This window comes from Salinivibrio proteolyticus (assembly GCF_001996165.1).
Lineage (GTDB): Bacteria > Pseudomonadota > Gammaproteobacteria > Enterobacterales > Vibrionaceae > Salinivibrio > Salinivibrio proteolyticus.
On the sequence record NZ_MUFP01000007.1, the window covers coordinates 1 to 25,863 of the forward strand.

Below are 25,863 nucleotides of genomic sequence, written 5' to 3' on the forward strand. Positions count from 1 at the left end.
TGTCACATGTGACTGAAATTGATTTCATAGGTTTGAAAAGTGAAAAATAAAAATAAATATAGGCGCCTCTCAAAAAGAGGATTAAATAATGAAAAACCCAATACATTCCAATGTAAAAAGAATTCTAGAACACTATGACATACACTTAGACAAGTCTGGAGACTCCTACATACTGGATTATAAAATAGATGGAGAGAACAAGGTTATTGCCAGAGACAACCCAAGACATGCTATTCGTGAAATAATTGAAGAGAGAGGAGAGAAATTAAAGTCAATTCATCTCTTAAATAATCTAATTTTCTTAAAACTTAACCCTAAAAAGCAATTGTATTTCAGTGAATCATTCATGTTAGACCCTCGCGTGATTGAAGAGAAACGAAAACCTAAAGGAACACTAGAAGAGGCATATGAATCTGCATGTAAAACAAGATGGATACCAGAGAACATTAAAGGTTACAGAGCAACAAGACGGAAGGCTTATCTCTGTATTGAATACTTTGGAACGAACACTCCTCCTGCAGAGGTCACATCAAGAAAGCTTGTTGACTACGTAGCCCACTTAAGAGAAAGAGGCCTGTCAAACGCAACAATCAACCGAAATCTTAGCAAGATAAGAGTAGTGTTAAAACATGCCATCTTACTTGATTTCACCGATAAGTTGCCTATGTTTCCATGGACAAGAGAGAATAATGCTCGCACAAGGGTCCTGACAAAAAAGGAGGAAGAAAGAATACTAGAATTCTTCCAAAAAAGAGGAAAAGAAGATTTTGTTGACTTTATAAGCTTAGCGATTGACACAGGGGCAAGAATAAGCGAGCTTCTTTGCCTAAAATGGCAAGACTACAACGAGGAGACAAAATCTATATTTATCAAAAATTCAAAAAACAAATCCTCTAGAACTATACCGCTTGTTAAAAGGTCAAGGAAGATACTTGAAATAAAGTCACTTAAGAGAGAAGACTGCGACCCAAGCCAGCCAATCTTTTCAATTACGCCAGATTCATTGAGCTGGCACTGGAAGGTAATGAGAGACTCATTAGGGTTTAGCAGTAATCAAGAGTTTGTACCTCATATGATGCGTCACACTTGTGCAACTAGACTGGCAGAGAGTGATGTGTCTGTTCAAAAAATGATGCTTTGGCTCGGACATAAAACCCCCTCTATGTCGGCGAGGTATACTCATATGACAGCTAACTCTTTGGCTAGCGTGGTCAAAACACTTGATGCTAAAGGGAGAAGAGGACGGAGAAAACAGCGCGTCGCATAGTTAAATAAGCCGCTAGGTAGCCTCAAGACAAGGCACCTAGCGCTCAAAATATTTTATTCGTACAGATCTATAGAAGCTTTAAGCTGCCCTGCGTATTGGAATATGTCATCAACGCTATCAATCGGATTCTTAGTTTCTTTCTTGTTTGCGTCGAATAGACCAATGTATTTCTGGCGACCGTTAAAGTGTAAGCGGCATAGAGGTTTACGGTTGTTATCGTCGAGCAAGATACCAAAGTAGCTTTGAGTATCACGGTGTGCAACGCGAGACACCTCTACTTTTTCACGTAGAATAGCTTTCACGACATTGTAGCCATCTAACTCCTCTTCTGTCGTCACAATCTTCGGATTGCCATCATCTTCATCCACAAGGTTAACATCACCTTGTTCACCTTTGCTCTCAGCTGAGACCGACTCTCTCTCCTCACTGCCGATTGCATACTTCAACCTTGCATTGATGCTGTCGTTCAGAAACTGTTTGAGGGCTTTCTTCGTTATCTCTGTAAACTGAGCTTTGACTTTAACTGTTTGTATTCCATCATAAACCTTAGAGGTTAGCAGTTTCACAAAGTCCTCTTCTGGATCCTGAAACTGTTCAGACAGTACTTTCTTTATCTGATTTAAGTACTTCAACTCTCCTGCTGCATCTACTACTGAATCAACATCAAAGGACGTCTTAGTCAATTTTTTAAGCTCGGGCACCACATGCTCATCAACTTCCGACATATCCAGTACCAAGAAAGGCTTATTGTCCATTTTGTTTGGTGCATCAAGATCTGTGAAGAACTGGTATTCACATCCGTTGGTTAGGATAGCAATGCGAGCATTAGTAACAGAGAAGTAGCGGTAAAGCTGACTAGAATGCTTTGGTGAGAGCGTTTCATTTACCTTTTTGCACTCTATTAGGATCTGCACTTCACCATCTTTCATTAGAGCGTAATCGACCTTCTCACCCTTCTTAGTACCTGTGTCAGCAGTGAACTCGGGGATAACTTCGCTGGGGTCAAAGATGTCGTAGCCAAGTACATTATGAAGAAACGGCATCACCAAAGCTGTCTTTGTCGCCTCTTCTGTTTCTATTGAATCAGCTAGCTGCCCCACCTTTTTCGATAACGCTTGCAGTCGCTCAATAAAGTCCATTTGTCTCTCCTCATATGCGCTTAAGTGAACAAGCAGATGCAACAGCCATATACAAATGCTTGCTCATTAAACCATCAACTAGTGACTTGTGCTGTGATTTAAGACTCAACTGCACCGACAGCTAGACAAACTCTTATCTCACCTCTTTCACTCACATACAAAAGTGGGCTACAATTGTCGAAAATTCCGGTATCACACTAGAAAAAAAAAGAAACAAAAGCAATAAAATCAGCAACTTGGAAACAAAAAGCGTTTTGGCAACTAGCCTCCCGCCAGCTCCACCAATCGATTGAAAATGGCGATAACTCATTGATTTATCGCCCTTTTTGTATCCCACACTTCGATATCAGGCTGTTTGTACTAATTTTGGTACTAAAACATGCGCTACTGTAGCTGTAACCCTCCCTGTTTTATTGGCTGATCATTGACTCAGCTTACTACCAAGATAACGTTATTATGTAAACGCTATAACTATAGCAATGGGTAAATATCCTTTTATCTTTCATATATTCCTCTAACTCCCCCATTAATCCGCATATAAATTCATCCAGACCGAAATGACAGTGAATAATTATCCACTCACATTCTCATAGTTCACTAGATAATCAATTAATGGTCGAGTAATCGATTGCTAAACATTTCATTACATAGCGGATAGAACTTTTTTTTGGTGGATTATTGGTGAATTGTGCGACCTGAATGAATCCTGAACGGTGATTGTTACCTTGTAGCGATACGAATTTAGAGCAAAAATTCTAGCTGATAGTTAACTCAATATTAATGCTATTGTCATGCCAATGGCACATTGCTAGCATTGAAAATGTTCGCAGCTGAGAATGTTATTCAAAACTCAGTTCAGGGATTGCGAATATATTGAAACGGACTGTCGCTATTCGCATCGATATGGTGCGAATAATTACCAAGTTTTTGTCATGAAAATCGTGACAGACTTCACTTGGAATTATTATTGATAATTATAACGCGGCAGGAATCGATCGAATTAAGAAGGGATACTTTAAAGTGAGTAATACTATCAAAAAAGCAGCACTAGCCGTTGCTGTATCTATCGCAAGCTCCTCCGCTTTTTCTGCAGAACTTGGCTCTCTTACTAGTGAAGTGAAAGTAAATGACTACGAGAATGGCCTGACCAAAACAGAGGTCACCATCGGTAAAGGCTCGTATAAACTTAGCGACAATTATAGCTTCCTGTTTGATGTCGATAAAGACTTCGTTAAAAACGAAGGTGAGGCAAGAAAAGAAGGATGGGACACCCAGTTTGGTATCGCACAAAAAGCAGGTGAATTCGCTGGCTTCGACACTACTCTTTATTATTTGTTTCGATACGACGCCTCTTGGGTTGCTAGTGATGAATCTAACTCAAGTGATACCAAACAGTACATTTTCGCTCCTTACTTCAGTAAAGATGTAACGCTAGGTGGCAAAGAATTTTCATTTGGTATCGAGCTTTGGGCGCAGGTAGGTAACGATAATGACGATAGCCTACAAAATAAAAGTGGCGCAGAAACGAACTTCTATCTATCGGGTGACCTCTCCGAGCACTGGAGCCTAGACCTAGCTTGGTATAACTTCAATTATTATGATACCGCTGAAGAAGAGTATGATTATCAAATTGGTACCGAAAACTATCTAACGTACTCGTTACCGTTGGCGGCAGGCTTTTCATTCAATATCGAAAACTATGTTGAAGCTTATTTTACACCAGATTCAGACTCAACAATTGCACTTGCACATATTCAGCCTGAATTCGAATTCAAGAAAGAAGTAAACGAGCACTTCTCTTGGCACGCTGGTGTTTCTTATGAAGCCTTTAACTGGGAATATAAGGACTCCAAAGGTACTGCAAACGACAAAGATATCTTTGATAATAATGAGTTCCAAGCCTACTTAGGGTTTACCATTAAGTAATACCACTACACTGCAGGCAAATTCACTGCCTTATTTGCCTGCAGTGCTCAATACTTATGTTACATAAGCCATAATCGTTTTTCTCAATATCACTTTTGATAGGCAGATCAATATTTGATCATTTCATCCCCTACAGACCGTGACCATTCTTCCTAATCCTCTCAACCTCTCTTCTTAAAAAGAAATATATTAATAGCATTAAAGGGAATCCAATAACGAGGCCCTTATAATGAAAAGAAACTATCCATTCGCATTAGCAATCAGCCTGTTTATCTATTCAGCCACAGCACATGCAGAGGCTATTCTCCATGCTTTTAATTGGCCGTATCAGCTTGTAGAAGCAAGAGCGGAGCACATTGCTGAAGCTGGCTACAAGAAGGTGTTAGTGGCGCCAGCCATGAAGTCGTCTGGCACAGAGTGGTGGGCACGCTATCAACCTCAAGATCTGCGTGTTATCGACTCTCCATTAGGCAATAAACAAGACTTTCAAGCCATGATCACTGCTCTCGACCAGCATGGTGTGGCTGTTTATGCCGATGTGGTGCTCAACCACATGGCGAATGAAAGCGGATTACGTGACGATCTTAATTACCCCAGCACACACGTCTTGGAACACTACGCGCAAAACCAAGAAGCGTTCGAGCAGCAAACACTTTTTGGGCAGCTCTCGCAGCATTTGTTTTCCAGCACGGACTTTCATCCAGAAGGCTGTATCACTCAGTGGCATGACCCAGGCCATGTGCAATATTGGCGTTTGTGCGGTGGAGAAGGAGATGCAGGCTTACCCGATTTAGACCCGAATCAGTGGGTGGTTGAGCAACAGCGTACGTATCTATCAGCGCTAAAAGCGATGGGCGTGAAGGGGTTTCGGGTTGATGCAGTCAAACACATGAGCATGTATCACATCAATCAGGTCTTTACGGATGCCATTCGTGAAGGCATGCATATTTTTGGCGAAGTGATCACCAGTGGTGGGGCCGGCGACCAAAGCTATGAGGCGTTTCTTTTACCTTATTTACAACAAACCACCCATAGCGCTTATGACTTTCCTTTATTCTCGCAAATCCGTCGCGCGTTTTCGTTCCAAGGTAGCCTCACTCAGTTGCATCATCCTGAAAGTGTTGGTCAAGCGCTGGATAAACACCGCGCGATCACCTTTACCATTACCCACGACATACCGACTAACGATGGCTTTCGCTACCAAATCATGGATCCCACTGATGAAGCGCTCGCCTATGCCTATATTCTTGGCAAAGACGGAGGGAGTCCTCTGATCTATAGTGATGAGCTTTCTGCAAACGAAGACAAAGACAACGGCCGGTGGCAAGGCGTGTGGAAGCAGCCTGCGATGAAGGCCATGCTCCGCTTTCATAATGCAATGCACGGCAAGCCAATGACGGTGATTGGCAGCACCCAATGTCTGCTGTTATTTACGCGCGACCAAGCCGGTATTGTGGCGATCAATAAGTGTGGAGAGCCTCAATCTTATACCATCAATACACGCGAATACCCTTTGAACTGGTATCGCCCTTATTATGATGTTTTGAGTGATGCGACCAACACCATCTCATCGGGTTTTCACACCATCACCATTCCTGCCCGCTCGGCGCAGATGTATATGCATTAATCTATGTCGCCGCCGTCTTGCTATGCCAAGCGGCGGATTGACAGTCAGTGAAATCCGCCGCACTCTATCTTAAAAAGTGGACAAGCTGGGTGTCATGATGACTGTGAATTTTAAGCAAAAAATCCGTCCAGATCGGCCTTTTAGAACGCAAACGAACGGCGATTTGATGAAGCAGTTTGAAAGCGATCGTGGACGGATCATTAACTCTGCCGCCGTGCGCCGTTTGCAACAAAAAACCCAAGTTTTCCCACTTGAACGCAATGCCGCGGTGCGCAGCCGTCTCACCCACTCTTTAGAGGTCCAGCAAGTCGGGCGCTATATCAGTCAACTGATTGCCGACAAACTGTCTGCCTCGCAACTCGCTCCCCCGCTCGACCGCTGCTTGGAAACCTTGGTTGAGATGGCTTGCCTGATGCACGACATAGGTAACCCACCGTTCGGACACTTTGGCGAGCAAGCGCTCAGTGATTGGCTCAGAGAGCAGGTCCCGTCTATCTACCGCCAGCATTTTAATGACGAACTGCCTGAGGAGGTACAGCGCGATCTCTGTCATTTTGAAGGCAACGCACAAGGCATTCGGCTGATCCATACCTTACAACAGCTGAACCTCACCTATTCGCAAGTCTCCGGCATTCTTAAATACACTCGGTGTGGTAGCGAGCCGAAACCTGCAGATGACGACACGCGCGCTTACCTGAAAAAGAAGGTCGGCTATTTTCTCAGTGAACACGCGTACATTGGCGATTTGCAAAAAACGCTCGCCATCTCGCCCGGCTGTCGTGCTCCAGTCAGTTACATTATGGAAGCGGCCGATGATATTTCTTATGGCATTGCCGATTTAGAAGACGCCGTTGAAAAAGGCGTACTGACTCTCGCGGATTTGAAAGAGGCCTTAAAGGCAACCTTTGTGCAGCTTACCCAAGCCAGTGAAGGGCATGACGCCAACACCATGGCAACCATGTTAGAGAATGCGGAAAAGCGCAGCCACGGTAGTGACAGTCAGTTTTTTGTCTTCTTGCGTGTGGAGGTCAATAAACGCTTGCCTCGCCATGCCGCCCAACGCTTTATCGACCATTTACCCGCTGTTATTGATGGCACCTTTAATCACGCGCTAATTGAAGATAACAGCGTCAATCATTTACTTGTACAAACGTTTAAAAACGTCGCCAAAGCGCATGCCTTTTGTCACCCTGAAGTGGAACGCCGCGAGCTACAAGGTTATCGCGTCATCCATGGTTTAATGAGCATCTATCGTCCACTCCTAACCTTGCCCAGTGAGGTGTTTACGGCTTTAGTCAACGGCGAGCCGGTCAAGCCACATGCGTCGATATACACCCAGCGGCTATTTAAAAAGCTGCCTGAAAAACATAAAAAAGCCTATCGCGACGCAGTACAAAAACAGGCACTGGCGGAGCAGATCCCTTCTTCTACTGCGCGAGAGTTCTATTTTCGTACTCGCCTATTGATTGACTATATCAGCGGTATGACGGACCAATACGCATTCGACGAATACCGCGCCTTTCATGTGATTGAAGAGGGCTAAAAAAAAACCGCTCCGTGGTTGGGAGCGGTTTTTTGCGATATAGCCATTAGCCAAAGCGCTTTTGCCACTTATCAATCACCGTGGCACCAATCAAATCGCCTTGCACATTGACCGCAGTACGGAAGGTGTCGAGTGGGCGCTCAATGATCAGCAAAATAGCAATGGCTTCCAGTGGGATCCCCGCTGCCAGCAGTACCAACTGCATACCCGACATCGAGCCTGACGGCATGCCCGGCGCACCTACCGACGAAACCATCGCCATAATGAAGATCATCACAATGCCGGTCGTTGACAGATCAATCCCGAACAGTTGTGCCAAGAACACTGCAGCAATGCCTTCAAACAACGCGGTGCCATCCATGTTCATCACCGCGCCCAACGGCAAGACCATGCTCGCGGTCGACGGAGTGACCTTGAGCTCATCTTTGGCAGCCTGCATCGAAACGGGCAGTGTCGCAGCACTGGATGAGGTGGCAAACGCCATCGCCAGCGGTGCAGAAATGGCGCGAAACAGGCTCACAAAGCCAATGCCACCAGCAACCCGTGCAATAAGCGGCAACACGATCACTGCATGGACCATCGTCAGTCCAAACACCAAAGCAGCGAAGCTAAATAGCTGGCCGAATAGATCGTTATCCCCTTTATGGGAGAATTGGAAAACAATCGCAAACACCGCAAACGGCGCCAGCTTGATAATGCCTGCCACCATGGTGTTAATGCCTTTATTCAGCCCGCGAATGGTCTCGAATAATGGGTGCGACTCTGGCAGTGCGACAATCAGCGAAATGCCGAACAAAATGGTGAACACCACAATCGCCAAAAGGTTACCCTGAGTCACCGCGGCAAACGGATTCACCAACGCCATATTGATAAGTTTGGTGGCAATGGCTCCGGCTCCCGCAGCATCTTGGTTGATAAAGCTAATGCTCTCATCCACAGGCGGTGCATTGGTGAGCGGTTGCCATTCGGGCATCATCAACGCTGCGCCAAGACCAATGGTGATCGCGATGGTGGTGGTAAAGCCGTAAAACAAAAGTGTTGCACCACCTAAGCGCTTAAGGCGAACCACATTGCCAATATTACTGATCCCCTCCAGTAACGAGAGCAATACCATCACGCCGACCACGGCTTTGAGTAGACCGATATAACTGACCTTGGCAAGCATAAGCAACGGATACCAAGTGGTCTGTTCCGCGTTTTCAATGGGGCCGAATACCATGCCCACCAGCCAAGCCAGTGCGGCCGCCACCGCAATTTGCAATGGCAAAGAATGTCTAAGGGTTTTCCACATTGTCTTTTCCCTAATTACAGCGTTGTAGCTGCATAATGATGATTTATCTGCATTTTTGTAGCGAATTGGCGACAAATCATAGCAAGTAGCGGAATTCAGCTCATGTAAAAGTTATGAACAATCTGGAATAACTAGTAACAAAATGGTTGGTTGGCGAATGAGACCACACTTTTCACTGCAAATACCAAGAAAGCGCATGATAAAAAAAAGCCCGCCATGACAGCGGGCTAGGAATCACCACAAAGCCATTATTGGGGGCGTTGGTTTTGTGGGTTGAGCTCTAAGTTGACGGGGGTATCTAGCTCTTGGTTCAAGGCTTTTTCAAGTTCTGCCACATTAGTGCCCGGTGTGGCTTCAAGTAGGGCAACGCCCTCTAGGTAACTTACCAAACTTAAACCGTATTTTTGAGCCAGCTCACTCGCGTGCGCTTCGCTCGCTTTTACCAAAATAGAGCCAGTAACAGTCAAAGGCGTGCTTTGCGCGGATACAGCGACCTTATCGCCAACCATCACGCCCATTTGTTCACCGCTCATGCTGCGAGCGCTGTTGGCCGTATCCACCACCACGTAGTCTTGGCCGTTCAATTGCACGCTACCTGCGCTAACACTCAAGCTAAAGCCCATGATAGCGAGTGCTGAGATCATCTTTTTCATACTTCGTCTCCTATTAACCACGGTGACCGATGACACGCAGTGACCATTGGGTCAGTTTGCCATCATCGCGGTTGTTTGGCATGGATTTAATCTCGCCACCTAAGGTGTACTGGCGTGTATCACCGTCAGTATCCGTGACATAGAGCGTCCACTGACCTTGCGATGCTTCACCATTAAATTTGTGCGATAGCATTAAATGGTCGGTAAAACCTTCTGGATAGGTAGGATCCAAGGTGTTTGAAAGCATACTGTTACGTGGTGACATCAATACGCTCCTAGTCCCTGCGGGCGACTCTAACTCAATGAGCAAATCAGACATACGGCTGTGCTCGATCGAGGTACGCACTTGTACCGCCTCAATAGTGAGGTTGTCGGCCACTTGCACACTGTCTGCTGTCGCCACCGCCCCAGCATCTGCAATCGCGAGCCCAGTTTCACCCTCTTGGTTGTGATAAGACCACGCCCAATCCGTGAACACTTGTGCAGGAAGTGGCTGATATGTCTTCGCCGCGTCGAGGGCCGCATTGACATCAATCAAACCAAATCCATAGGTTGGGCTATACCAACGCCCTGCAGCATTTTGTTTCCAGCCTTCTAGGCCAGTCACCGTGCGCTCGCCACCAAGTGCCGTTTGATAGGTTAAAAGAACATCGGCATCGTCTGCATCCACGCGTGTCGCTGTCGTCGCTAATAGGTGACGAATATCGCGCTGCGACAAATTTGGATAGGCTGACATCATCAACGCAAATGCCCCTGAGGTATTTGGCGCCGCCGAGGACGTCCCGTTCATCACGCTGTTGAAATCACAGGTGTTGTCTATCTCCGTGCCACCGTGCAGGTCGTGCGAATCGTAAGGAATACTATCATCACGGTTATATCCCATCGTACAACCGGTGAGGTCCGTGGTGATATGTGCGGGTTTATTGGTGCCATACTCACCACCCGGTGCAGTCAAGAACACATTGCTCCCGACCGACGAGTAGGAAGAACGTTTGCCGTCTGCATTGAGCGCGCTGACCGTTAGGTTCCAATAATTCGCATTATCAGACGATTGGTTGCTGTTCTGCCAAGGCAACCCGTGGTTATCGTCCGCTGGACGGAAGCGCTCACGATTAAATGAGGTACGCTTATAACCATTTCCCGCTGATTTGATGAAAACTGCGCCAAGTCCGCCAAAGGCTTCCGTGCTCATTTTTTTGTATTGGGCGTTCTGGCGACCATCATAGCTCATTGGGTCATCGCTATAGGGATAGCTGCGCACCCCGGAACCGCCATAGCTTTGGTTGAATACACGGACATCATCCGAATAGCCTTCACGGCCATGGCTGATCTCCCATGCATTCTGGCTTTGATATTCGAGGTAGTTATAACCTTGCAGGTTGGCAAGCGGTGCGACCCCCATACCACCAAGGCCGTTATCTCGCACTGCGGCGATGATGCCTGCAACTGAGGTACCATGTGCGGTATTACGATTACTCCAGCCTTCTGGCGTCGGATCATTGTCACGATTGACAAAATCGTAAGATTTACCTGCTCGGACATTGGCCGCCAAATCTGGGTGACCAATCTCCAACCCATCATCGACAACAGCGACATTGACGTTTTGGCCCAGAATAGCCTGTCGGTGAGCCCACCAAAGGTTTAGATCGTTCCCCGCTTGCCCACCTTCGCGGGCAAAGGCTTTCTGACCACTGTTGAGTAGGTGCCACTGCTGCGCTGTAAATGGGTCATCACCCGGCAAACAGCGCTCTGCACTGGTGCGGCCAATATCAACAGGCTCATTGCCCGTTAACGCCACACAAGCTTGTGGGTCTGGATCGGGCTCGACAGGCTCAGGCACTTTTGCCATCGCCCACGCCCCGGAGGTGTGGAAAAGCGCGCCGATAATCAACGCAAGAGAGCTGTGTTTGTGCATTTATCATTCCTTTTTACACTAACTAGACGTGTCTCGATTCTGAGAGACCCATCATTAGTAAAAAGAAATAACCTGATGATAAACAAGAAATTAAAAAAGATGTGATCTTGTGCCTAGCTTTTAAACAAAAGACATCCAAATAACTGACCATTACTCACATTTATTAACTTTAATTTTACATAAGCAATTGAATATTGTGACGAAACAGCCAACAGAAAAAGTAATAAGATATACTTTTTTGTTTTAAATCCGTCCTCACAGAATTATCTGAGAAATAATGTAGCTACTACGCTCACGAAATGGATCGGCTATTCGTCGTACCCTCCAGCTGTCTCAGTCCGTAACCCAGAGATTCATTGATTCATAAACGCGAGAGATGACGTCGAATATGATTAAATCATCTACACTCATTAATGATAAAAAAATCAATAAGGCAAGCGAATGTTAATGAGAATAGTAAGGCGGATACCTTGAGTAAAGCGTCACTTGATCAGTTTAAACAGTACTTTTTCGATGCACTGGATATCGTGCCACTGCCCTTATTAATATCCGAAGGGATTGTGAGTGATGAAATTGGCAATAACAATCGCGCCCATATTTTCTTTAACCAAGCCTTCCAACAAGAGCTCGGATATACTTTGGATAGCATGCCAGACATTTACCAATGGTTTAAAAAAGCTTATCCCGAACCGTCCTACAGGCAAGAGGTCATTCACCAGTGGCATCAAGCCGTGCACGAAGCGCAAGCACGCGGTGAGCGCACCGTTGAGCTTCCGGCATTAATCACCCATGCCAATGGGGAACAGCGTTGGTATGCGGTCACGGCGCAAGTCGATGTCACGCCAAACCCAGATTGGCACATCGTTGTATTTCGAGATATCCATCAACTCAAGACTTCACTCGATGAGACGACGCACGCCTCTCTGACGGACAGTCTGACCCAACTAACAAACCGGCGAGGCCTTTCAGAATGGTTTGAGCAATATGCTCATCACACTGCACTCGGCACTATTGTGTTAGACATCGACCGATTTAAGCAGGTCAACGATAGCTTAGGGCATATTGCGGGGGACCGATTGTTGGTCCAGATCGCAAGCCAACTTACGCAGTTTTCACCGTCGAGAGCATGCTGTGCCCGCTGGGGAGGTGAAGAGTTTGTTATCATCATACCGGGCTGTACATACCAAGACGTGGTCCAGCTAGCCAACACCCTTTGTCATCATGTTTACCAAGAAGGGTTCTTGTGGCATGCCACTCGCCATCAGGTTAGCGTCAGCGCAGGCATTAGCTATACAGAAGCGGGCCATCATTCACTGGATGAGGTTGTTGCGCGCGCGGACCGGGCAATGTATACCGCCAAACAGCGAGGCCGTAATCAAGTATGCGATGATCTCCCATAAGTTGCCAATCACTTAGCCACTATTGTATTGGCAATGCGGTCTCTACCCCTAGTGAACGGCGAGCCAAGTACACATCATGCAAACTTGGGTCATCGGCCTCTCCTTTCGCTGCATTGTCATTTTGACAGCCTAGATCTCAAATGCGACTTCATCCAACTCCGTTCGATGGGCGAGTGATGCCGTTATCACGTATCATAAATCAACCCTAAGGAGCCTTTATGAGTTGGATTGAAACAAACGAGGCCATCTTCCGGCTGAGTGTGTTTGTCGCCGTGCTGGCGGTGATGCTACTCGCTGAGTGGCGCAGGCCAAAACGCCCCCTTACCAGAACACGGCGAGAACGCTGGCGTGGCAATATTAGTTTGACGGTGTTTAACACCCTAACGTTACGCTTGTTTGCCCCACTGACGGCGGTCGGTGCCGCCACATGGTCTCAGAGCCATGACATGGGTGTGCTCAATATGCTGGCTCTGCCCGAGGCATTCGCGATAATACTGACACTGGTGCTGATGGATTTGGCCATTTGGTATCAACACAAGCTATTCCATCAATGGCCTTGGCTATGGCGTTTGCACCTTGTCCACCACGCGGACATGGACATTGATGTCACCACGGGAGCACGCTTTCATACCGTAGAAATTTGGCTTTCCATGCTGATTAAATGTTTAGTTGTTATGATACTCGGCGCACCTGTGATAGGGGTGATCCTTTTTGAGACCATGCTAAGCGGTATGGCCATGTTTAATCACAGTAATGTCGCTTTGCCCAAACAGGTAGATGCATGATTGCGCCGCGTTATCGTCACCCCCGATATGCACCGGGTGCACCACTCGACCCGTTTTCATGAGTGCAATGCCAACTATGGTTTCAACCTGTCTTGCTGGGACCGCTGGTTTGGTACCTATGTGCCGCAACCGCGTAAAGGTCACAAAGAGATGCGTATCGGCTTAGCCGAAGTCAGCCAAGCCACTGACGCCAGTCATATTTTTGGGATGCTGCGTTTGCCTTTGCGTTGGCGTATACTTCAGCGCGCCTATCAAAATAACAAGGAGACGCAGGCGCATGAGCCAAGTCATCGTCACATCCAAAAACCCCGCTAAAATCGCCGCCGTCGAAGCTGCCTTTCGTGATGTTTTTCCTGAACACCCCTTTACGTTTACCGGTGTCGCGGTCCCCAGCGACGTGCCAGACCAACCCATGACAGAGAAAGAAACCTATGCCGGTGCCTGCAACCGTATTCAGCATGCCAAAGCAAAATACGAAGGGGATTTTTACGTCGGGGTAGAGGCCGGATTAGACCACCAGCATACCTTTGCATGGATGGTGATCGACGATGGAACGACGCGTGGTGAAGCGCGCTCAGCCTCTCTACCGCTTCCGCCAGAGGCACTGCGCGCATTACACCATGGCGAGGAGCTGGGTGATGTGATGGATCGTATGTTCAGCGAGCAGAACGTGAAGCAAAAAGGCGGTGCGATTGGTATGCTCACCGGGCATCGCTTAACGCGATCAAGCGTTTACCATCAGGCACTTATCTTAGCCTTGATTCCGTTTCTACATCCTCATCTTTACCGCTGATCAATCAAGAAAAAACGGAGCCCGAAGGCTCCGTTATCAATAAAATAGTGGCGTTCCGCTAGTCGGTATGCGCTTTCTGCTCTGCTTCGCTTTTGAGTAAACGCGCCAGCCACGCTTTACTGTCATCGTCAAGGCGTTTGAGCTCATTGGAGCCGCGCGTCACGGTAGCGATGCCAACCCCCAGCAACTGACTCAGTTGGCGCTGGCTCATTTTACCTTCCAATAGCTCGTGTAAAATATTGATCCTCGCGACCAAGGTATCACGCTCATCTGGCGTCAGCAGCGCCGTTAGCAACGCATCATCATGGCCATCTTGTCCGGCACGACGCACTAAAGCGATAACATCTTGCCACCCTGAAAATGCAGGTGATTGCGACATGGTTTCCTCTCACGGTTAACGTCAGTGCGGCAAGTGTACCATTAATAACGTTTCGCTAACTCGTTGGCCCGCAAAAATTGAATCGGCTCCCCCAATAGCTGACGGTAATAGATTTCAAACATCAACACATTTTGTACATAATGGCGGGTTTCATAAAACGGGATCGACTCGATAAAAGCAATCGCATCCATATGGCCTTGCGATCGTTCTAACCAGCGCGATACCCGATGCGGCCCAGCATTATAGGCAGCAAAGGCTAAGATGCGATTGCTCTCAAAGCGATCCAGCATCATTTTTAGATAGCCACTGCCAAGACGAATGTTCACCCCAGGATCACTTAAACTCGCCGGCCCTTCGTACTCATAGCCAAGCTCCCGCGATGTTTCTCGCGCCGTCCGCGGCATGAGCTGCATTAAGCCTCGCGCGCCAACATGAGACACCGCATGGGTGAAGAAGGCGCTCTCTTGCCGCGACAACGCCATTAACGTGGTTTTATCCACCCCTCGCTCACGGCTGAAAAACTCAAACCACCACTGATGAGCAAGCGGGAAACGCAGCGATAAGTGATCCCACATTTTTCCTGCGATCGTTGCCTGCACCGCCAAGTGATACCAGTGATTTTTACTGGCGTATGCCGCCAATAACGCAATTTGCGCGTCACTGGCACGGTTGAGGACGTAATACCATTCACGTTTCGCGGCATAGATTTTGTTCAGCGCAATTAGCTCGTCCACTCGCGCTAACACATCTTTCACTGGCATCAGCCCTTCTTCTTTGAGTACCGCTGATCGGGAAGGAATATGAATAGCTTGATCCAAATGCTGCGCCGCGGCGACACTGTAGAAGTTACGCTCTCCCACCATACTGGCGAAGGCGCGATTGGCTTGCTCACTATCCCCTAACTCGAGCTGAATGCGCGCATCCCAATAGCGCCACTTCAGCGATTGCTTCTCGGTATCACTGAGTAGCGACAGCCACGCATTGAGCGCGTGCCAATCATTATCCAATAACGCCAATCGAAAGCGTCGCTCAATCAAGCCATCGTTGTGGGTATTGAGCAGCATGCGATCACGCCACCCTGAGAGTGCAGGCTCGTCATCATTCATCAATTGGCTGATCAGATAATCGGCAATCTCTTGGCGTTCACGCTTATCGTAATGCTGCCCTTCGACCGTCCGACGAAACTGGCGAATGGCTTGCGCTTCGTCTTTGCGCGACAAGCGCTCAAATGCAAGTCGAGTTAGCTTTTGGTTAAAAGGCGTCACCTTACTGCGCTTGGAAAAATCAGCGACGTTCTCAGGCTCATCATAAAGCGCCAGTACCTGCTCGCCTTGTGGCTGATAAGACGCCGGTAGTTGACGATTTAAATACCGCATCAGGCTGCGGTTACGTGCTTCAAAGGTCAGTAGCATCCGCTGTAAGATCAGCTCACCGGTTAAGAGTTTTTGCTGGGATAAAAAGCCAAATAAGGGATCGCAAGCGCTGTCTACCGACTGACCCGAGAGATAAAGCGATTTCGCCCCACTGCGTGCTAATGCGCGGTTACCAGCCTGACTGTGGGCGTAATAGTACTGGCACTGATAACGCTCACCACGCGGGACATCGGTCTGGAAAGACACCAAGGTTTTCCATTCCCCTCGATCGGCAAGCAAGGTCAAATAGTCGGCCCGCAAACTGTTTACAAAAGGCAACGAATTGTAGCGGTTGATAAAGTTAGTGACCGACTTGTGCGACTTTAATGACAAATTGCGAGTAAAGTCACGATAGTCCAAATAGGGATAAAGCGGGTAATCGCGAAGCTGGCCCTTTAGGGTGCGAAAGCGTTTGAGATCACCACGCTCGATGGCGTCGATTGCAGCCTCATATTGGCGCTGTTGCGGCGTTAATTCGGTGCCGTCGGGGGTAGCTGAGGCCAACACCGCTGGCGCGGCAAAGCTGGATGTCACTAATACGCCTGACACTAAAGGGCGTGAGAAAGCACGGACACAGGCGACAGCGAGACGATACGCTGCGCCATATGGCCGGGAGAAGGCAGTGAGTAATTCCATGTCAACGGTTGCTCCTGTGTTCCTAACATCGAGTAGACAACAGCCTGGCAGGCAAATTCCCTCGATGTTAACGCCTGAATATGACGATCACTGTTAAACTTGGCAAAGTTAACGTTAGAATAGCGTCTTTCACTCCACAACTATTAACGCGAGCAGAAATGGCTGAGTACGTATATACCATGTCGCGGGTGAGCAAGATCGTGCCACCTAAGCGCCAAATTCTGAAAGATATTTCTCTATGTTTCTTCCCGGGCGCCAAGATCGGTGTGTTGGGTCTAAACGGTGCGGGTAAATCGACCCTATTGCGCATCATGGCCGGTATCGATACCGACATTGAGGGTGAAGCCCGTGCGCAACCGGGCTTAAAAGTGGGTTATCTGCCCCAAGAGCCGGTATTGGACGAAGACAAAACGGTTCGTGAAACCGTCGAAGAAGCGGTTGCCGATGTTAAAGACGCGTTGAACCGACTCGATGCAGTTTACGCGGCTTACGCTGATCCAGATGCAGATTTTGACGCCTTGGCGCAAGAGCAAGGCGAACTGGAAGCCTTGATCCAAGCAAAAGACGGTCACAACCTCGACAACGCCCTTGAGCGCGCCGCTGACGCCTTGCGTCTGCCTGAGTGGGATGCACAAATTAAGCACCTTTCGGGTGGTGAGCGCCGTCGTGTCGCCATTTGTCGCTTGCTCCTTGAGAAACCAGATATGCTGCTTCTTGATGAGCCAACCAACCACTTGGATGCCGAATCTGTTGCATGGCTTGAGCGCTTCTTGGTCGATTACACCGGTACTGTGGTGGCGATTACCCACGACCGCTACTTCTTGGATAACGCTGCTGGCTGGATTCTGGAGCTTGACCGTGGTGAAGGTATTCCTTGGGAAGGTAACTATACCTCTTGGCTGGAACAGAAAGACGTTCGCTTGAAGCAAGAAGCGTCACAAGAAAAAGCACGTCAAAAAACCATCGAGAAAGAGCTCGAGTGGGTGCGTCAGAATCCAAAAGGACGTCAGGCCAAATCTAAAGCGCGTATGGCGCGTTTCGAAGAGCTTAATACGTCAGATTATCAACGCCGTAACGAGACCAATGAGCTGTTTATCCCGCCGGGTCCACGCTTAGGCGATAAGGTTATTGAGGTGAACAACCTCACCAAATCCTTTGGGGATCGTGTCTTGATTGACGATCTGTCGTTCAGTGTGCCTAAAGGGGCCATCGTCGGTATTATCGGTCCAAACGGTGCGGGTAAATCGACGCTGTTTAAGATGCTAAGTGGCACTGAGCAACCAGACTCAGGCACCGTGGAAGTGGGTGACACCGTTCAATTGGCATCGGTGGATCAGTTCCGTGACAGCATGGATGACAATAACACTGTCTACGACGAGATCTCAGAAGGGGCGGACATCATTCGCATTAACAACTTTGAGTTGCCAGCGCGCGCCTATGTGTCACGTTTCAACTTTAAAGGGAGCGATCAGCAAAAACGCATCGGTGAGCTTTCCGGTGGTGAGCGTAACCGTGTCCACCTTGCCAAACTGCTTAAAGCAGGCGGTAACGTACTCCTTCTCGACGAACCGACTAACGACCTAGACGTAGAAACCTTGCGTGCACTCGAAGAAGCCCTGCTTGAATTCCCAGGCTGTGCCATGGTGATCTCGCACGACCGCTGGTTCTTAGACCGTATTGCAACCCATATTCTTGACTATCGTGACGAAGGCCAAGTGAACTTCTTCGAAGGTAACTTTGCTGAATACACCGATTGGTTGAAGAAAACCTTGGGGGCGCAAGCCGCTGAGCCGCATCGTATCAAGTACAAGCGCGTCGCCAAGTAATTGCCGCGCGACAGCCCTGCTAGGCGGGCTGAGGTGGCTATCTACCATCTCAGCCCCAGCGGGGCTCTTTATGCTTCCTAAACCGTATTGTCTCCGGTACATAGCGCAATAAAGGTAACTAAACGTTGCAAAAGTGAGACAAAACGTCTAATTCCCGTGCCAACTGCACCCCATTGCCTACACTGAAAACAGACATCTAGAGGAGATGCTGTCATGTCAGAGCGTAGAAAATATTCCCGCGTGATGTATCGTGCCCCCGCGATACTCAAACAGGATGGTCGTGAATGGCACGCACACGTACTCGATTTATCCCTAAAAGGCGTGCTACTTAGCTTGCCCAACAATTGGGAATCTGACCCTGAGCGTAAAGAGTTCGACTTGGTCTTTTTTCTCCATGATTCAGAGATAGAATTAGACATGGAGTGCATTCTCGTGAACAACTGCGCGAATTACTTACATCTTTATATCGATCACATTGACATTGATAGTGCCAGTCATTTAAAAAGGCTCGTTGAACTTAACGTCGGCAACGATGAACTTCTCCATCGCGAGCTCGCACAACTGACTGACCACATGGCGGAGCCACAAGCTTAGTGTCCGCGCGGTCATGGACGGTATTAAATGCAGGCCAGCAGTAGCCAGTCATGACAGATCACATTCATATCGCCGTCACGCACCCTAATGGCGTGAAGCACTTTACCCTCTGCCCCACTCGTAAAAAGGTGGTGCAGACGCTTGCGCTTGTGTTGCTCGCACTGCTCACCGTCACCTTTGCCAGCTTGTACTTTCTCTCTGCACGCTCAACAGAGGCCGAAGCCGCCGTGGAACGTTTACGGGATGAAAGGGCGGCGCTGAATGCGGAATTAGCGGTACTGCAACAAAAACGGGATGAGTTAACCGCGACCATTGAAAATAAAGACGTTGAACTCACTGCGCTCACGCAACGCGTGGTGACCGTCGAGGATATGCTGGGGTTAAACTCGGTCGCCAAAGACGCCTCACTCACCCACCGTTTAGACGTCGCGGCCATTAACTCTGCAGTGCGATACACCATGTTGCAGCTCATTCCCAACGGTAAACCGATTGAAAGCTATCGGCGCTCATCCGGATTTGGATCACGCACACATCCAGTCACCGGCAAAGCCAAATTTCATATGGGATTAGATTTGACCGCAGACAAAGGCACGCCCGTTTATGCACCTGCAGATGGCGTAGTGGAATACGTACGCCCGAGTCGCAAAAAAGGCTATGGCAACTTTGTCAAAATCGACCATGCTTTCGGCTTTATGACCTTGTACGCACACCTTGATAAATTCAATGTGCGCAGTGGTCAGTTCGTGAAAAAAGGCGATCTGATTGCTTGGTCCGGCAACACTGGCTTATCGACAGGTCCTCACCTGCACTATGAAGTCCGTTTTTTGGGACGCGCGCTGGACCCGCGCCGCTTTATTAAATGGAGCGCTGAGAACTTTGATACCTTGCTGGAAAAAGAAAAACGTGTGGGTTGGGGCCATTTAGTTTCGGTAGTAGAAAACTTGGTAGAAACTCAGGTTCAGGTCGCCAATATGCCCGACCCCGAGCCACCGCTAAGTACCGCGCAACAGCGCGAGGCGGATTTAGACGTGACGCCTACCAACGTATCGATGTAGTCACTCAACAAAGCTCACAGAGTTCGGCTCCCGGGCAGCAAGACACGTGAGCTTTGTTGTTTATCACTGCGGTTAGAGATCTTCCAACACATCCAACGCATCAGACAGCTTGCTTACCCCAAAGACTTGCATGCCCTCAAGCGGCTGCTTTGGCATATTCGCTTTCGGGACGACCGCTTTTTTAAAGCCGTGTTTCGCCGCTTCCATCAAGCGCTCTTGACCACTCGGCACAGGGCGAATTTCACCGGCCAAGCCCACTTCGCCAAAGACCACCAAATCACGGGGTAAAGGCCGATCGCGAAAGCTTGAGATCAGCGCCAACAACAAAGCGAGATCGGCACTGGTTTCGGTCACTTTGACGCCACCCACCACATTGACGAACACGTCTTGATCCGACATTTGCAGCCCGCCATGTTTGTGCAACACCGCCAACAATAACGCCAGTCGGTTTTGTTCTAAACCCACCGCGACACGACGAGGATTGGCTAACTGCGAATAGTCGACCAGCGCTTGTAGCTCTACCAACAAAGGCCGTGTCCCTTCCCATACCACCATTACCGAGCTTCCCGACGTCTGCTCCTCGCCACGCGAAAGAAAAATCGCCGAAGGGTTGCTGACTTCTTTCAGCCCTTGCCCGGTCATCGCAAACACACCCAATTCATTCACCGCCCCAAAGCGGTTTTTGTGGCTGCGTAAGGTTCTAAAGCGACTATCACTTGAACCATCGAGTAGAATCGAACAGTCAATGCAGTGCTCGAGCACTTTCGGGCCGGCCAAGGTGCCGTCTTTGGTCACATGGCCGACCATAAATATCGCCACATTGTGCTGTTTCGCGTAGCGCGTTAAAGCGGCGGCTGACTCTCTCACTTGAGAAACGCTACCCGGTGCCGATTGCACATCACCAACATGCATCACTTGAATGGAGTCGATGACCATGATTTTAGGTTGCTCTTTCTTAGCAACCTGACAAATGGTTTCTACACTGGTTTCGGACAATAGCTTGAGTTTATCTTTGGGAAGCCCAAGTCGGTCAGCACGCATCGCAACCTGTTGGAGTGACTCTTCACCGGTGATGTATAACGTCGGTAAGTGCTGCGCCAAACCCACCATGGTTTGTAATAGCAAAGTACTTTTACCGGCGCCCGGGTTGCCCCCAATCAAAATGGCCGCGCCAGGCACAATCCCACCACCTAGGACACGGTCTAGCTCTTTAAAACCACTGCTCAGGCGTGGCACTTCTTGCAAGTCAATCTCTTGCAACGTCTGTACTTTACCTTCAGCACTCCCCGCGTAGCCGGCATATTTTTCGTTGCGCGCGACTTGAGGGGACGCGGCAAGGCGTACTTCTGTGATGGTATTCCACGCACCGCACGCTGAGCATTGCCCTTGCCAGCGGGGAAAATCAGCGCCACAGTCATTGCACACGTAGGCCCGTTTTGTTTTTGCCATTCGCACTCCAATACGTATGATGTCAGCTAATTCACAAAATGATTGCTATCTTATTAATTATTCCCAAACTTTTTTGATAGCGTGCCGCTACAAAAGCAGGCCAATACTTTAACAGACTTTGCCATGAAGCAGGATGATTACCAGGGACTGATTGAGCAACTGCTTCCTCTTTCCCAAACCCCAAAATTTGAGGTGCTGCTCGACAAGCTAACGGCTAACGAGCCGAACTCTGCCAAGCTGCTGATCAAAATGGAGATCAGGCGGCTGATGGCGCCGTGCAATCGCACCATTGATTTGCGTGGAAAAGTCGATGGCGAATGTCACGAATATGACTTGCATGGCAAGAAGCATTGGTTGGACGACGTCGCCATTAACTATTACTACGAGCGCTTGCCACTTTATAACGGACAACTGACCCAAGGGTTATGGGAAGATCTACACAACACCCCAAATAACTTTCGCGTCCAACACGAGAAAGCCAAGCAGAACCAGCAAAAAGGGCAAGGCCCAGTCACCGATAGTGCCCAAACGGCGTTATTACCCGAGAAGCTGACCTTTGGCAGCTATCTATCACGCAGCGAAAGTCGCATTCACTATGCTACGCAAGTCTTGATCACCTTGCAGTCGGGTCAGGAAGTTCACGGGACCACCAGCGACTTATCAAACTCAGGCTGCCGCGTGCGCGTCCCCGCCGCCTTTGACTACCCGCCAAGCTCAGAAGTCACTGTCCGGTTTGCGGCGTTAGCAAAGAAGTATCTCGACCCTGATCTTGAAGATGGCTTGAGCTACCGCATTATTGGTGTGGACCAAAACAATGATAGTACGAGCAATGCTTGGTTACGCCTGCGTCTTGATACCAGCAGTGACGCCATCAAACGGGCATTGGAGTCCGAAATGGCATCGCCAGACTTTCGCGGGAAACAAGACGGGGAAGATAAACTGCTGACCCTCAAGCTGCAAAGCTATGAGCAGTCTTTTTTGCATCATACCAGCGTACTGCCGCTCTATTTTGCGCAAGATAAAATGGCGTACGTGCTTAAAACGCGGCAAAACCACAGCCTTTGGGATTACTGGCATGATGAACGCAACCAGCCAGTGATCAATCACCTTTTCGACCCACAACGCCTTTCATTATTACAAGTCGAAGGGGCGGCCAATAGCCAACTTCTGCTTTACTGTTTTTATGTTGAAAAGAATAAGCGTCGATTTTTCTACTCAGCCTCTCCGAGTGAGATGAGTGTGGAAGAACGCCAGCTGTTTTGGAAATTAGGGGCCAAGCGGACATCTTGGCGGGCGTTTAAAGTGACCATGTCAGCCATCACGGCTGCCGATATCGAACGACTGCAGGATGTATCGCCAGACTGGCTCAACAAGTTGAAGACGTTGACGCATGTAGCGCTTGTACAGGATGTGACACATCATGATGCGCAGCAGGCCTATTTAAGTCACCCCAAACCCGAACGCTCGAGCCAAGCATTACGCCGCTTTTTACATGAGCGTAATCCTGTGAGCCAAGCCAGTTTAATTTCCTCCGATATGCAGCCGCAGCGCCGTGAGCCACGTTATCAATACCGCTCTAAGGTCTCTTTGGTGCATGCTGAACAGGGGTTTATGGAAGGCGCGCTGTTAGATTTTTCCTCGGGCGGACTGAATGTTGCACTCAAGCAGCCCTTTCAAGGCGCAAAAGACGATCTGATCTCTGTCTCTCTCGATGCCTTTGTGAAGATCGACCGCCGCGCGCCTTTGGTAGATATGCCTTATCAGGTTATCCGAGTCAGCCCTAAACGCAATAATATCCAGCTAAAGCTGGTCAACGAAGCCCCGAATACTCGCCGACGCCAATACTTACGCCGTTTGATTGAGCACAACCAAGAAAAACTCACCGTGTTGGATGAGATCTTACCCGATCCGCCACTGGTGCGAGCCATGCACCAATTATTGCTGACCCGGCTCACCGTGCAGCCTTACTTTATACGCCGAGACAATGGCGTACTCTCGGTATCCGCGGTCGGCATTAACCTACCACCGAGCCGGTTACACCGATTACTCGAGCGCGCCGGTGGAGGGCGACAGATTTCCTTCTACCCCTTGTTTGGCGACAAAATTCATACGCGCACACATGAGGTTTCCCGCCCCTCTCAGCCACAACAGGAGCTGATCCGCGAATACTATGTCTGGATGGACATGCAAGATGAAACCGTACGCAGAGTGCATACCTTCGCAGATAGCGAGTTTGAGTCCGACGATGCCCGCCGCAAGTTTATTGAGCTAGCTCAGCGCGGAGGACTATTTGCCGTACTGCGCAACCGAATGGCGCCGCTTGCTCATGCGGAACAAGAAATCAATCCCGAAAAACTCGCGGCATTGTTACAACGCGATACCCACAAAGCGCGCCAGCTCGAGGATGAGTTTGCCGCACTGTGTGCTTATGGCGAGCTGGTCGATGTCACCGATGAGGTGCTGATGCGCCTTGGCTGTTAGCGAGCCTGCCAACTGATACGTCCCTCGCGCAAGCTTGCCGATAGGATACAAAGCACACCGCCTAACCAAGCGTGTTTCACCGCCGCTTGCGCTTGGGCGTTGACCATCGGCTTGGCATGGTAAGCAACACCAAGCCCGGCGGCGTTCATCATGGGTAAATCGTTGGCACCATCCCCGACCGCAAGGGTATTTTCCGCTGCGATATCATATTGTTGTGCCAGCATCGTCAGCACGTCTGCCTTTCGCTGGGCGTCGACCACGCGCCCTTCCACTTCTCCCGTCAGTTTTCCTTGCGCTATCGAGAGATGGTTGGACTCAGCATAATCCAGTGACAGCGTGTCTTTAAGGTGATCAGAGAAATAGGTAAAGCCACCAGAGGCAATTGCCACCTTCCAGCCATGCGCACGCAAACTGGCGACTAAACGCGCCATATCCGGCATCAAAGGCAACGTGGATTTAACTGACGCTAGGATTTGGCTGTCCGCGCCTTTCAACGCAGCAACACGCTCGCGTAAACTGGCTTCAAAGTCTAACTCACCCAGCATGGCACGTTCTGTCACCGCGGAGACCGCATCCCCAACCCCCGCTAACGCAGCTATTTCATCAATACATTCGATTTGAATCGCGGTTGAATCCATATCAAACACCGCAAGACCCGGCTGACTGAGATCTGGCAACCCGTGCACGTCCGCACAATCCAAGCCAAGCAAATGGACAATGGTTTGATGCGCATCGGTTAATGGCCCCGCCATTAATAAGACTTCATAGGGCCCCACTCGCCAGCCATCAATCGGTGTCACCGCTTCGCCGGTAAAAAAAGCAATATCATCAAGCTGGCGCGGGTCTAACAGCTCACCAAAGAGCACCCATCCACCTTGACGTCGGGTATAGCGACTGTAGGTCGACAACAATGGGAAACGTTGATAAAGCGTTGGGGTGCGGTAAATTTTAAAGGGCGTCGCGTCCATGGTTGTAGGCGTCCTTGCGGCCGAAGCCGTCGATTGAATAGTGAATGAATCGTATTGAGGCTGTGATACCATAAAACCGGCACTGAGCTCCAGTGCAATTTATTCTGGCGGTTTAGCTTTTGAGGTGGCTATGTTTACGGTTTCGCGACAAGCACTGCGACGCGTGGTGAAATGGGGGATCTTGTTCAGTGCGATCGCCGCAATTGCGGCGTTGATGCTTTACAGCACGACATTAAGCCAGCGTCAGTATCAGGCACTCTACCAACAAACGGATGAGCTAGCACAACTGATGACACGCCAGATTGGCGCACAAGCCTATGACGCTTTGGTGGATAAGAACTATCAGCCATTACAAACCATGGCCGACGCCTTGATCAAAGAGCCTCTGATCCGCGATGCGAGTTTCTACCGCCTAAACGGTCAGGCCGTGGTGCACTCGGCTAATGCACTACCGCTCGAAACGGCGGTTGGATTGACCACGCCGCTCGGGTTAGAAAGCCGCGGCCGTCAGCAACTCATGGCTCCCATTAGCAGAGAGGGCGATGTGGTTGGCTTTCTCCGCCTCACGCTAGAACATCAGGCGGTCACAGAAAAAGCCCATCACCAATTGCAAGAAAACATGAATCAGTTTCGTACGCTGTTAGTGCTCGCGATTCTGTTGGGGGCATTGCTGGTTGGCATGCTCAAGCGTCGCGACGGCCAAACTCCATTACTTCCTTGGTAA

At 49.1% G+C, this 25,863-nt stretch carries 21 protein-coding genes; 13 read left to right on the top strand and 8 right to left on the bottom strand.

All coding sequences use genetic code 11. The features are described 5' to 3' along the window. Positions 1–88: 88 nt before the first annotated feature. Positions 89–1,267, top strand: a complete 1,179-nt coding sequence (locus tag BZJ19_RS06900; RefSeq protein WP_077675072.1) for a tyrosine-type recombinase/integrase — start codon at positions 89–91, stop codon at positions 1,265–1,267. 53 nt (positions 1,268–1,320) lie between these two features. Here the strand turns inward: BZJ19_RS06900 and BZJ19_RS06905 are convergent, their stop codons facing one another. Then, on the bottom strand, positions 1,321–2,406 hold the full coding sequence (locus BZJ19_RS06905) for a type I restriction endonuclease (protein ID WP_077640202.1): 1,086 nt from the start codon (positions 2,404–2,406) through the stop codon (positions 1,321–1,323). Positions 2,407–3,426: 1,020 nt separating this feature from the next. On the opposite strand from BZJ19_RS06905, the gene BZJ19_RS06910 reads away from it, so the two are divergent. From BZJ19_RS06910 to dgt, 3 genes are all read left to right on the top strand, one after another. After that, the gene (locus BZJ19_RS06910; protein ID WP_077675073.1) at positions 3,427–4,332 is read left to right on the top strand and encodes a hypothetical protein; all 906 of its coding nucleotides are present in this window, start codon (positions 3,427–3,429) and stop codon (positions 4,330–4,332) included. A gap of 229 nt (positions 4,333–4,561) precedes the next feature. Beyond that, positions 4,562–5,959: an alpha-amylase family protein gene (locus BZJ19_RS06915; protein WP_077675074.1), complete on the top strand. Its 1,398-nt coding sequence runs from the start codon at positions 4,562–4,564 to the stop codon at positions 5,957–5,959. Between the two features lie 97 nt (positions 5,960–6,056). Further along, positions 6,057–7,502 carry a dGTPase gene (dgt, locus tag BZJ19_RS06920; protein WP_077675192.1) on the top strand — a complete coding sequence of 482 codons (1,446 nt, stop codon included), beginning with the start codon at positions 6,057–6,059 and terminating at the stop codon, positions 7,500–7,502. A gap of 46 nt (positions 7,503–7,548) precedes the next feature. Here dgt and BZJ19_RS06925 read toward each other — a convergent pair whose 3' ends face one another. The 3 genes from BZJ19_RS06925 to BZJ19_RS06935 all read right to left on the bottom strand — a co-directional run bounded on the left by BZJ19_RS06925 (position 7,549) and on the right by BZJ19_RS06935 (position 11,361). Continuing rightward, a complete protein-coding gene (locus tag BZJ19_RS06925; protein WP_077675075.1) occupies positions 7,549–8,793 on the bottom strand; it encodes a dicarboxylate/amino acid:cation symporter in 1,245 nt (414 codons plus the stop codon). A gap of 248 nt (positions 8,794–9,041) precedes the next feature. Beyond that, positions 9,042–9,446 (bottom strand): hypothetical protein, encoded by a 405-nt coding sequence (locus BZJ19_RS06930; protein ID WP_077675076.1) that lies wholly within the window; start codon positions 9,444–9,446, stop codon positions 9,042–9,044. A 13-nt stretch (positions 9,447–9,459) separates the two neighbouring features. Continuing rightward, positions 9,460–11,361, bottom strand: a complete 1,902-nt coding sequence (locus BZJ19_RS06935; protein WP_077675077.1) for a S8 family serine peptidase — start codon at positions 11,359–11,361, stop codon at positions 9,460–9,462. 470 nt (positions 11,362–11,831) lie between these two features. Between BZJ19_RS06935 and BZJ19_RS06940 the strand changes: the two genes are divergently transcribed. From BZJ19_RS06940 to yjjX, 4 genes are all read left to right on the top strand, one after another. Then, the gene (locus BZJ19_RS06940; RefSeq protein ID WP_157891165.1) at positions 11,832–12,761 is read left to right on the top strand and encodes a sensor domain-containing diguanylate cyclase; all 930 of its coding nucleotides are present in this window, start codon (positions 11,832–11,834) and stop codon (positions 12,759–12,761) included. Positions 12,762–12,979: 218 nt separating this feature from the next. After that, a complete protein-coding gene (locus BZJ19_RS16975; protein WP_102136115.1) occupies positions 12,980–13,546 on the top strand; it encodes a sterol desaturase family protein in 567 nt (188 codons plus the stop codon). Next, complete coding sequence (locus BZJ19_RS16980; RefSeq protein WP_102136116.1) at positions 13,547–13,861, top strand: sterol desaturase family protein; 315 nt, start codon at positions 13,547–13,549, stop codon at positions 13,859–13,861. Further along, positions 13,824–14,339 carry an inosine/xanthosine triphosphatase gene (gene yjjX / locus BZJ19_RS06950; RefSeq protein WP_077675079.1) on the top strand — a complete coding sequence of 172 codons (516 nt, stop codon included), beginning with the start codon at positions 13,824–13,826 and terminating at the stop codon, positions 14,337–14,339. The genes BZJ19_RS16980 and yjjX overlap by 38 nt, the downstream gene beginning before the upstream one ends. Positions 14,340–14,397: 58 nt before the next feature. Here yjjX and trpR read toward each other — a convergent pair whose 3' ends face one another. Together trpR and sltY are read right to left on the bottom strand one after the other, a co-directional pair. Further along, a complete protein-coding gene (gene trpR / locus BZJ19_RS06955; protein WP_069589177.1) occupies positions 14,398–14,718 on the bottom strand; it encodes a trp operon repressor in 321 nt (106 codons plus the stop codon). A gap of 41 nt (positions 14,719–14,759) precedes the next feature. Further along, complete coding sequence (sltY, locus tag BZJ19_RS06960; protein WP_077675080.1) at positions 14,760–16,766, bottom strand: murein transglycosylase; 2,007 nt, start codon at positions 16,764–16,766, stop codon at positions 14,760–14,762. A 158-nt stretch (positions 16,767–16,924) separates the two neighbouring features. On the opposite strand from sltY, the gene ettA reads away from it, so the two are divergent. The 3 genes from ettA (at position 16,925) to BZJ19_RS06975 (ending at position 20,241) form a co-directional block, all read left to right on the top strand. Continuing rightward, positions 16,925–18,592: an energy-dependent translational throttle protein EttA gene (ettA, locus tag BZJ19_RS06965; RefSeq protein ID WP_077456225.1), complete on the top strand. Its 1,668-nt coding sequence runs from the start codon at positions 16,925–16,927 to the stop codon at positions 18,590–18,592. 213 nt (positions 18,593–18,805) lie between these two features. Further along, positions 18,806–19,186: a PilZ domain-containing protein gene (locus BZJ19_RS06970; RefSeq protein WP_069589174.1), complete on the top strand. Its 381-nt coding sequence runs from the start codon at positions 18,806–18,808 to the stop codon at positions 19,184–19,186. Positions 19,187–19,236: 50 nt separating this feature from the next. Then, positions 19,237–20,241, top strand: coding sequence for a peptidoglycan DD-metalloendopeptidase family protein (locus BZJ19_RS06975; protein ID WP_069589171.1), 1,005 nt, complete (start codon positions 19,237–19,239; stop codon positions 20,239–20,241). A gap of 72 nt (positions 20,242–20,313) precedes the next feature. Here the strand turns inward: BZJ19_RS06975 and radA are convergent, their stop codons facing one another. After that, the gene (gene radA, locus BZJ19_RS06980; RefSeq protein WP_069589170.1) at positions 20,314–21,690 is read right to left on the bottom strand and encodes a DNA repair protein RadA; all 1,377 of its coding nucleotides are present in this window, start codon (positions 21,688–21,690) and stop codon (positions 20,314–20,316) included. Between the two features lie 123 nt (positions 21,691–21,813). Here radA and BZJ19_RS06985 point away from each other — a divergent pair, with 123 nt between their 5' ends. After that, a complete protein-coding gene (locus tag BZJ19_RS06985; RefSeq protein ID WP_077675081.1) occupies positions 21,814–24,171 on the top strand; it encodes a PilZ domain-containing protein in 2,358 nt (785 codons plus the stop codon). On the opposite strand, the gene serB is transcribed toward BZJ19_RS06985, so the two are convergent. After that, positions 24,168–25,139 carry a phosphoserine phosphatase gene (gene serB, locus BZJ19_RS06990; protein ID WP_077675082.1) on the bottom strand — a complete coding sequence of 324 codons (972 nt, stop codon included), beginning with the start codon at positions 25,137–25,139 and terminating at the stop codon, positions 24,168–24,170. The genes BZJ19_RS06985 and serB overlap by 4 nt on opposite strands. Before the next feature lie 130 nt (positions 25,140–25,269). On the opposite strand from serB, the gene BZJ19_RS06995 reads away from it, so the two are divergent. After that, positions 25,270–25,863 (top strand): AhpA/YtjB family protein, encoded by a 594-nt coding sequence (locus BZJ19_RS06995; RefSeq protein ID WP_077675083.1) that lies wholly within the window; start codon positions 25,270–25,272, stop codon positions 25,861–25,863.

What these genes read in the sequence shown, in the direction of transcription:
- BZJ19_RS06900 (WP_077675072.1), top strand. Translation starts at nt 89, where the DNA reads ATGAAAAACCCAATACATTCCAATGTAAAAAGAATTCTAGAACACTAT.
- BZJ19_RS06905 (WP_077640202.1), bottom strand. Translation starts at nt 2,406, where the DNA reads ATGGACTTTATTGAGCGACTGCAAGCGTTATCGAAAAAGGTGGGGCAG.
- BZJ19_RS06915 (WP_077675074.1), top strand. Translation starts at nt 4,562, where the DNA reads ATGAAAAGAAACTATCCATTCGCATTAGCAATCAGCCTGTTTATCTAT.
- dgt (WP_077675192.1), top strand. Translation starts at nt 6,057, where the DNA reads ATGACTGTGAATTTTAAGCAAAAAATCCGTCCAGATCGGCCTTTTAGA.
- BZJ19_RS06925 (WP_077675075.1), bottom strand. Translation starts at nt 8,793, where the DNA reads ATGTGGAAAACCCTTAGACATTCTTTGCCATTGCAAATTGCGGTGGCG.
- BZJ19_RS06930 (WP_077675076.1), bottom strand. Translation starts at nt 9,446, where the DNA reads ATGAAAAAGATGATCTCAGCACTCGCTATCATGGGCTTTAGCTTGAGT.
- BZJ19_RS06935 (WP_077675077.1), bottom strand. Translation starts at nt 11,361, where the DNA reads ATGCACAAACACAGCTCTCTTGCGTTGATTATCGGCGCGCTTTTCCAC.
- BZJ19_RS16975 (WP_102136115.1), top strand. Translation starts at nt 12,980, where the DNA reads ATGAGTTGGATTGAAACAAACGAGGCCATCTTCCGGCTGAGTGTGTTT.
- yjjX (WP_077675079.1), top strand. Translation starts at nt 13,824, where the DNA reads ATGAGCCAAGTCATCGTCACATCCAAAAACCCCGCTAAAATCGCCGCC.
- trpR (WP_069589177.1), bottom strand. Translation starts at nt 14,718, where the DNA reads ATGTCGCAATCACCTGCATTTTCAGGGTGGCAAGATGTTATCGCTTTA.
- sltY (WP_077675080.1), bottom strand. Translation starts at nt 16,766, where the DNA reads ATGGAATTACTCACTGCCTTCTCCCGGCCATATGGCGCAGCGTATCGT.
- ettA (WP_077456225.1), top strand. Translation starts at nt 16,925, where the DNA reads ATGGCTGAGTACGTATATACCATGTCGCGGGTGAGCAAGATCGTGCCA.
- BZJ19_RS06970 (WP_069589174.1), top strand. Translation starts at nt 18,806, where the DNA reads ATGTCAGAGCGTAGAAAATATTCCCGCGTGATGTATCGTGCCCCCGCG.
- BZJ19_RS06975 (WP_069589171.1), top strand. Translation starts at nt 19,237, where the DNA reads ATGACAGATCACATTCATATCGCCGTCACGCACCCTAATGGCGTGAAG.
- radA (WP_069589170.1), bottom strand. Translation starts at nt 21,690, where the DNA reads ATGGCAAAAACAAAACGGGCCTACGTGTGCAATGACTGTGGCGCTGAT.
- BZJ19_RS06985 (WP_077675081.1), top strand. Translation starts at nt 21,814, where the DNA reads ATGAAGCAGGATGATTACCAGGGACTGATTGAGCAACTGCTTCCTCTT.
- serB (WP_077675082.1), bottom strand. Translation starts at nt 25,139, where the DNA reads ATGGACGCGACGCCCTTTAAAATTTACCGCACCCCAACGCTTTATCAA.
- BZJ19_RS06995 (WP_077675083.1), top strand. Translation starts at nt 25,270, where the DNA reads ATGTTTACGGTTTCGCGACAAGCACTGCGACGCGTGGTGAAATGGGGG.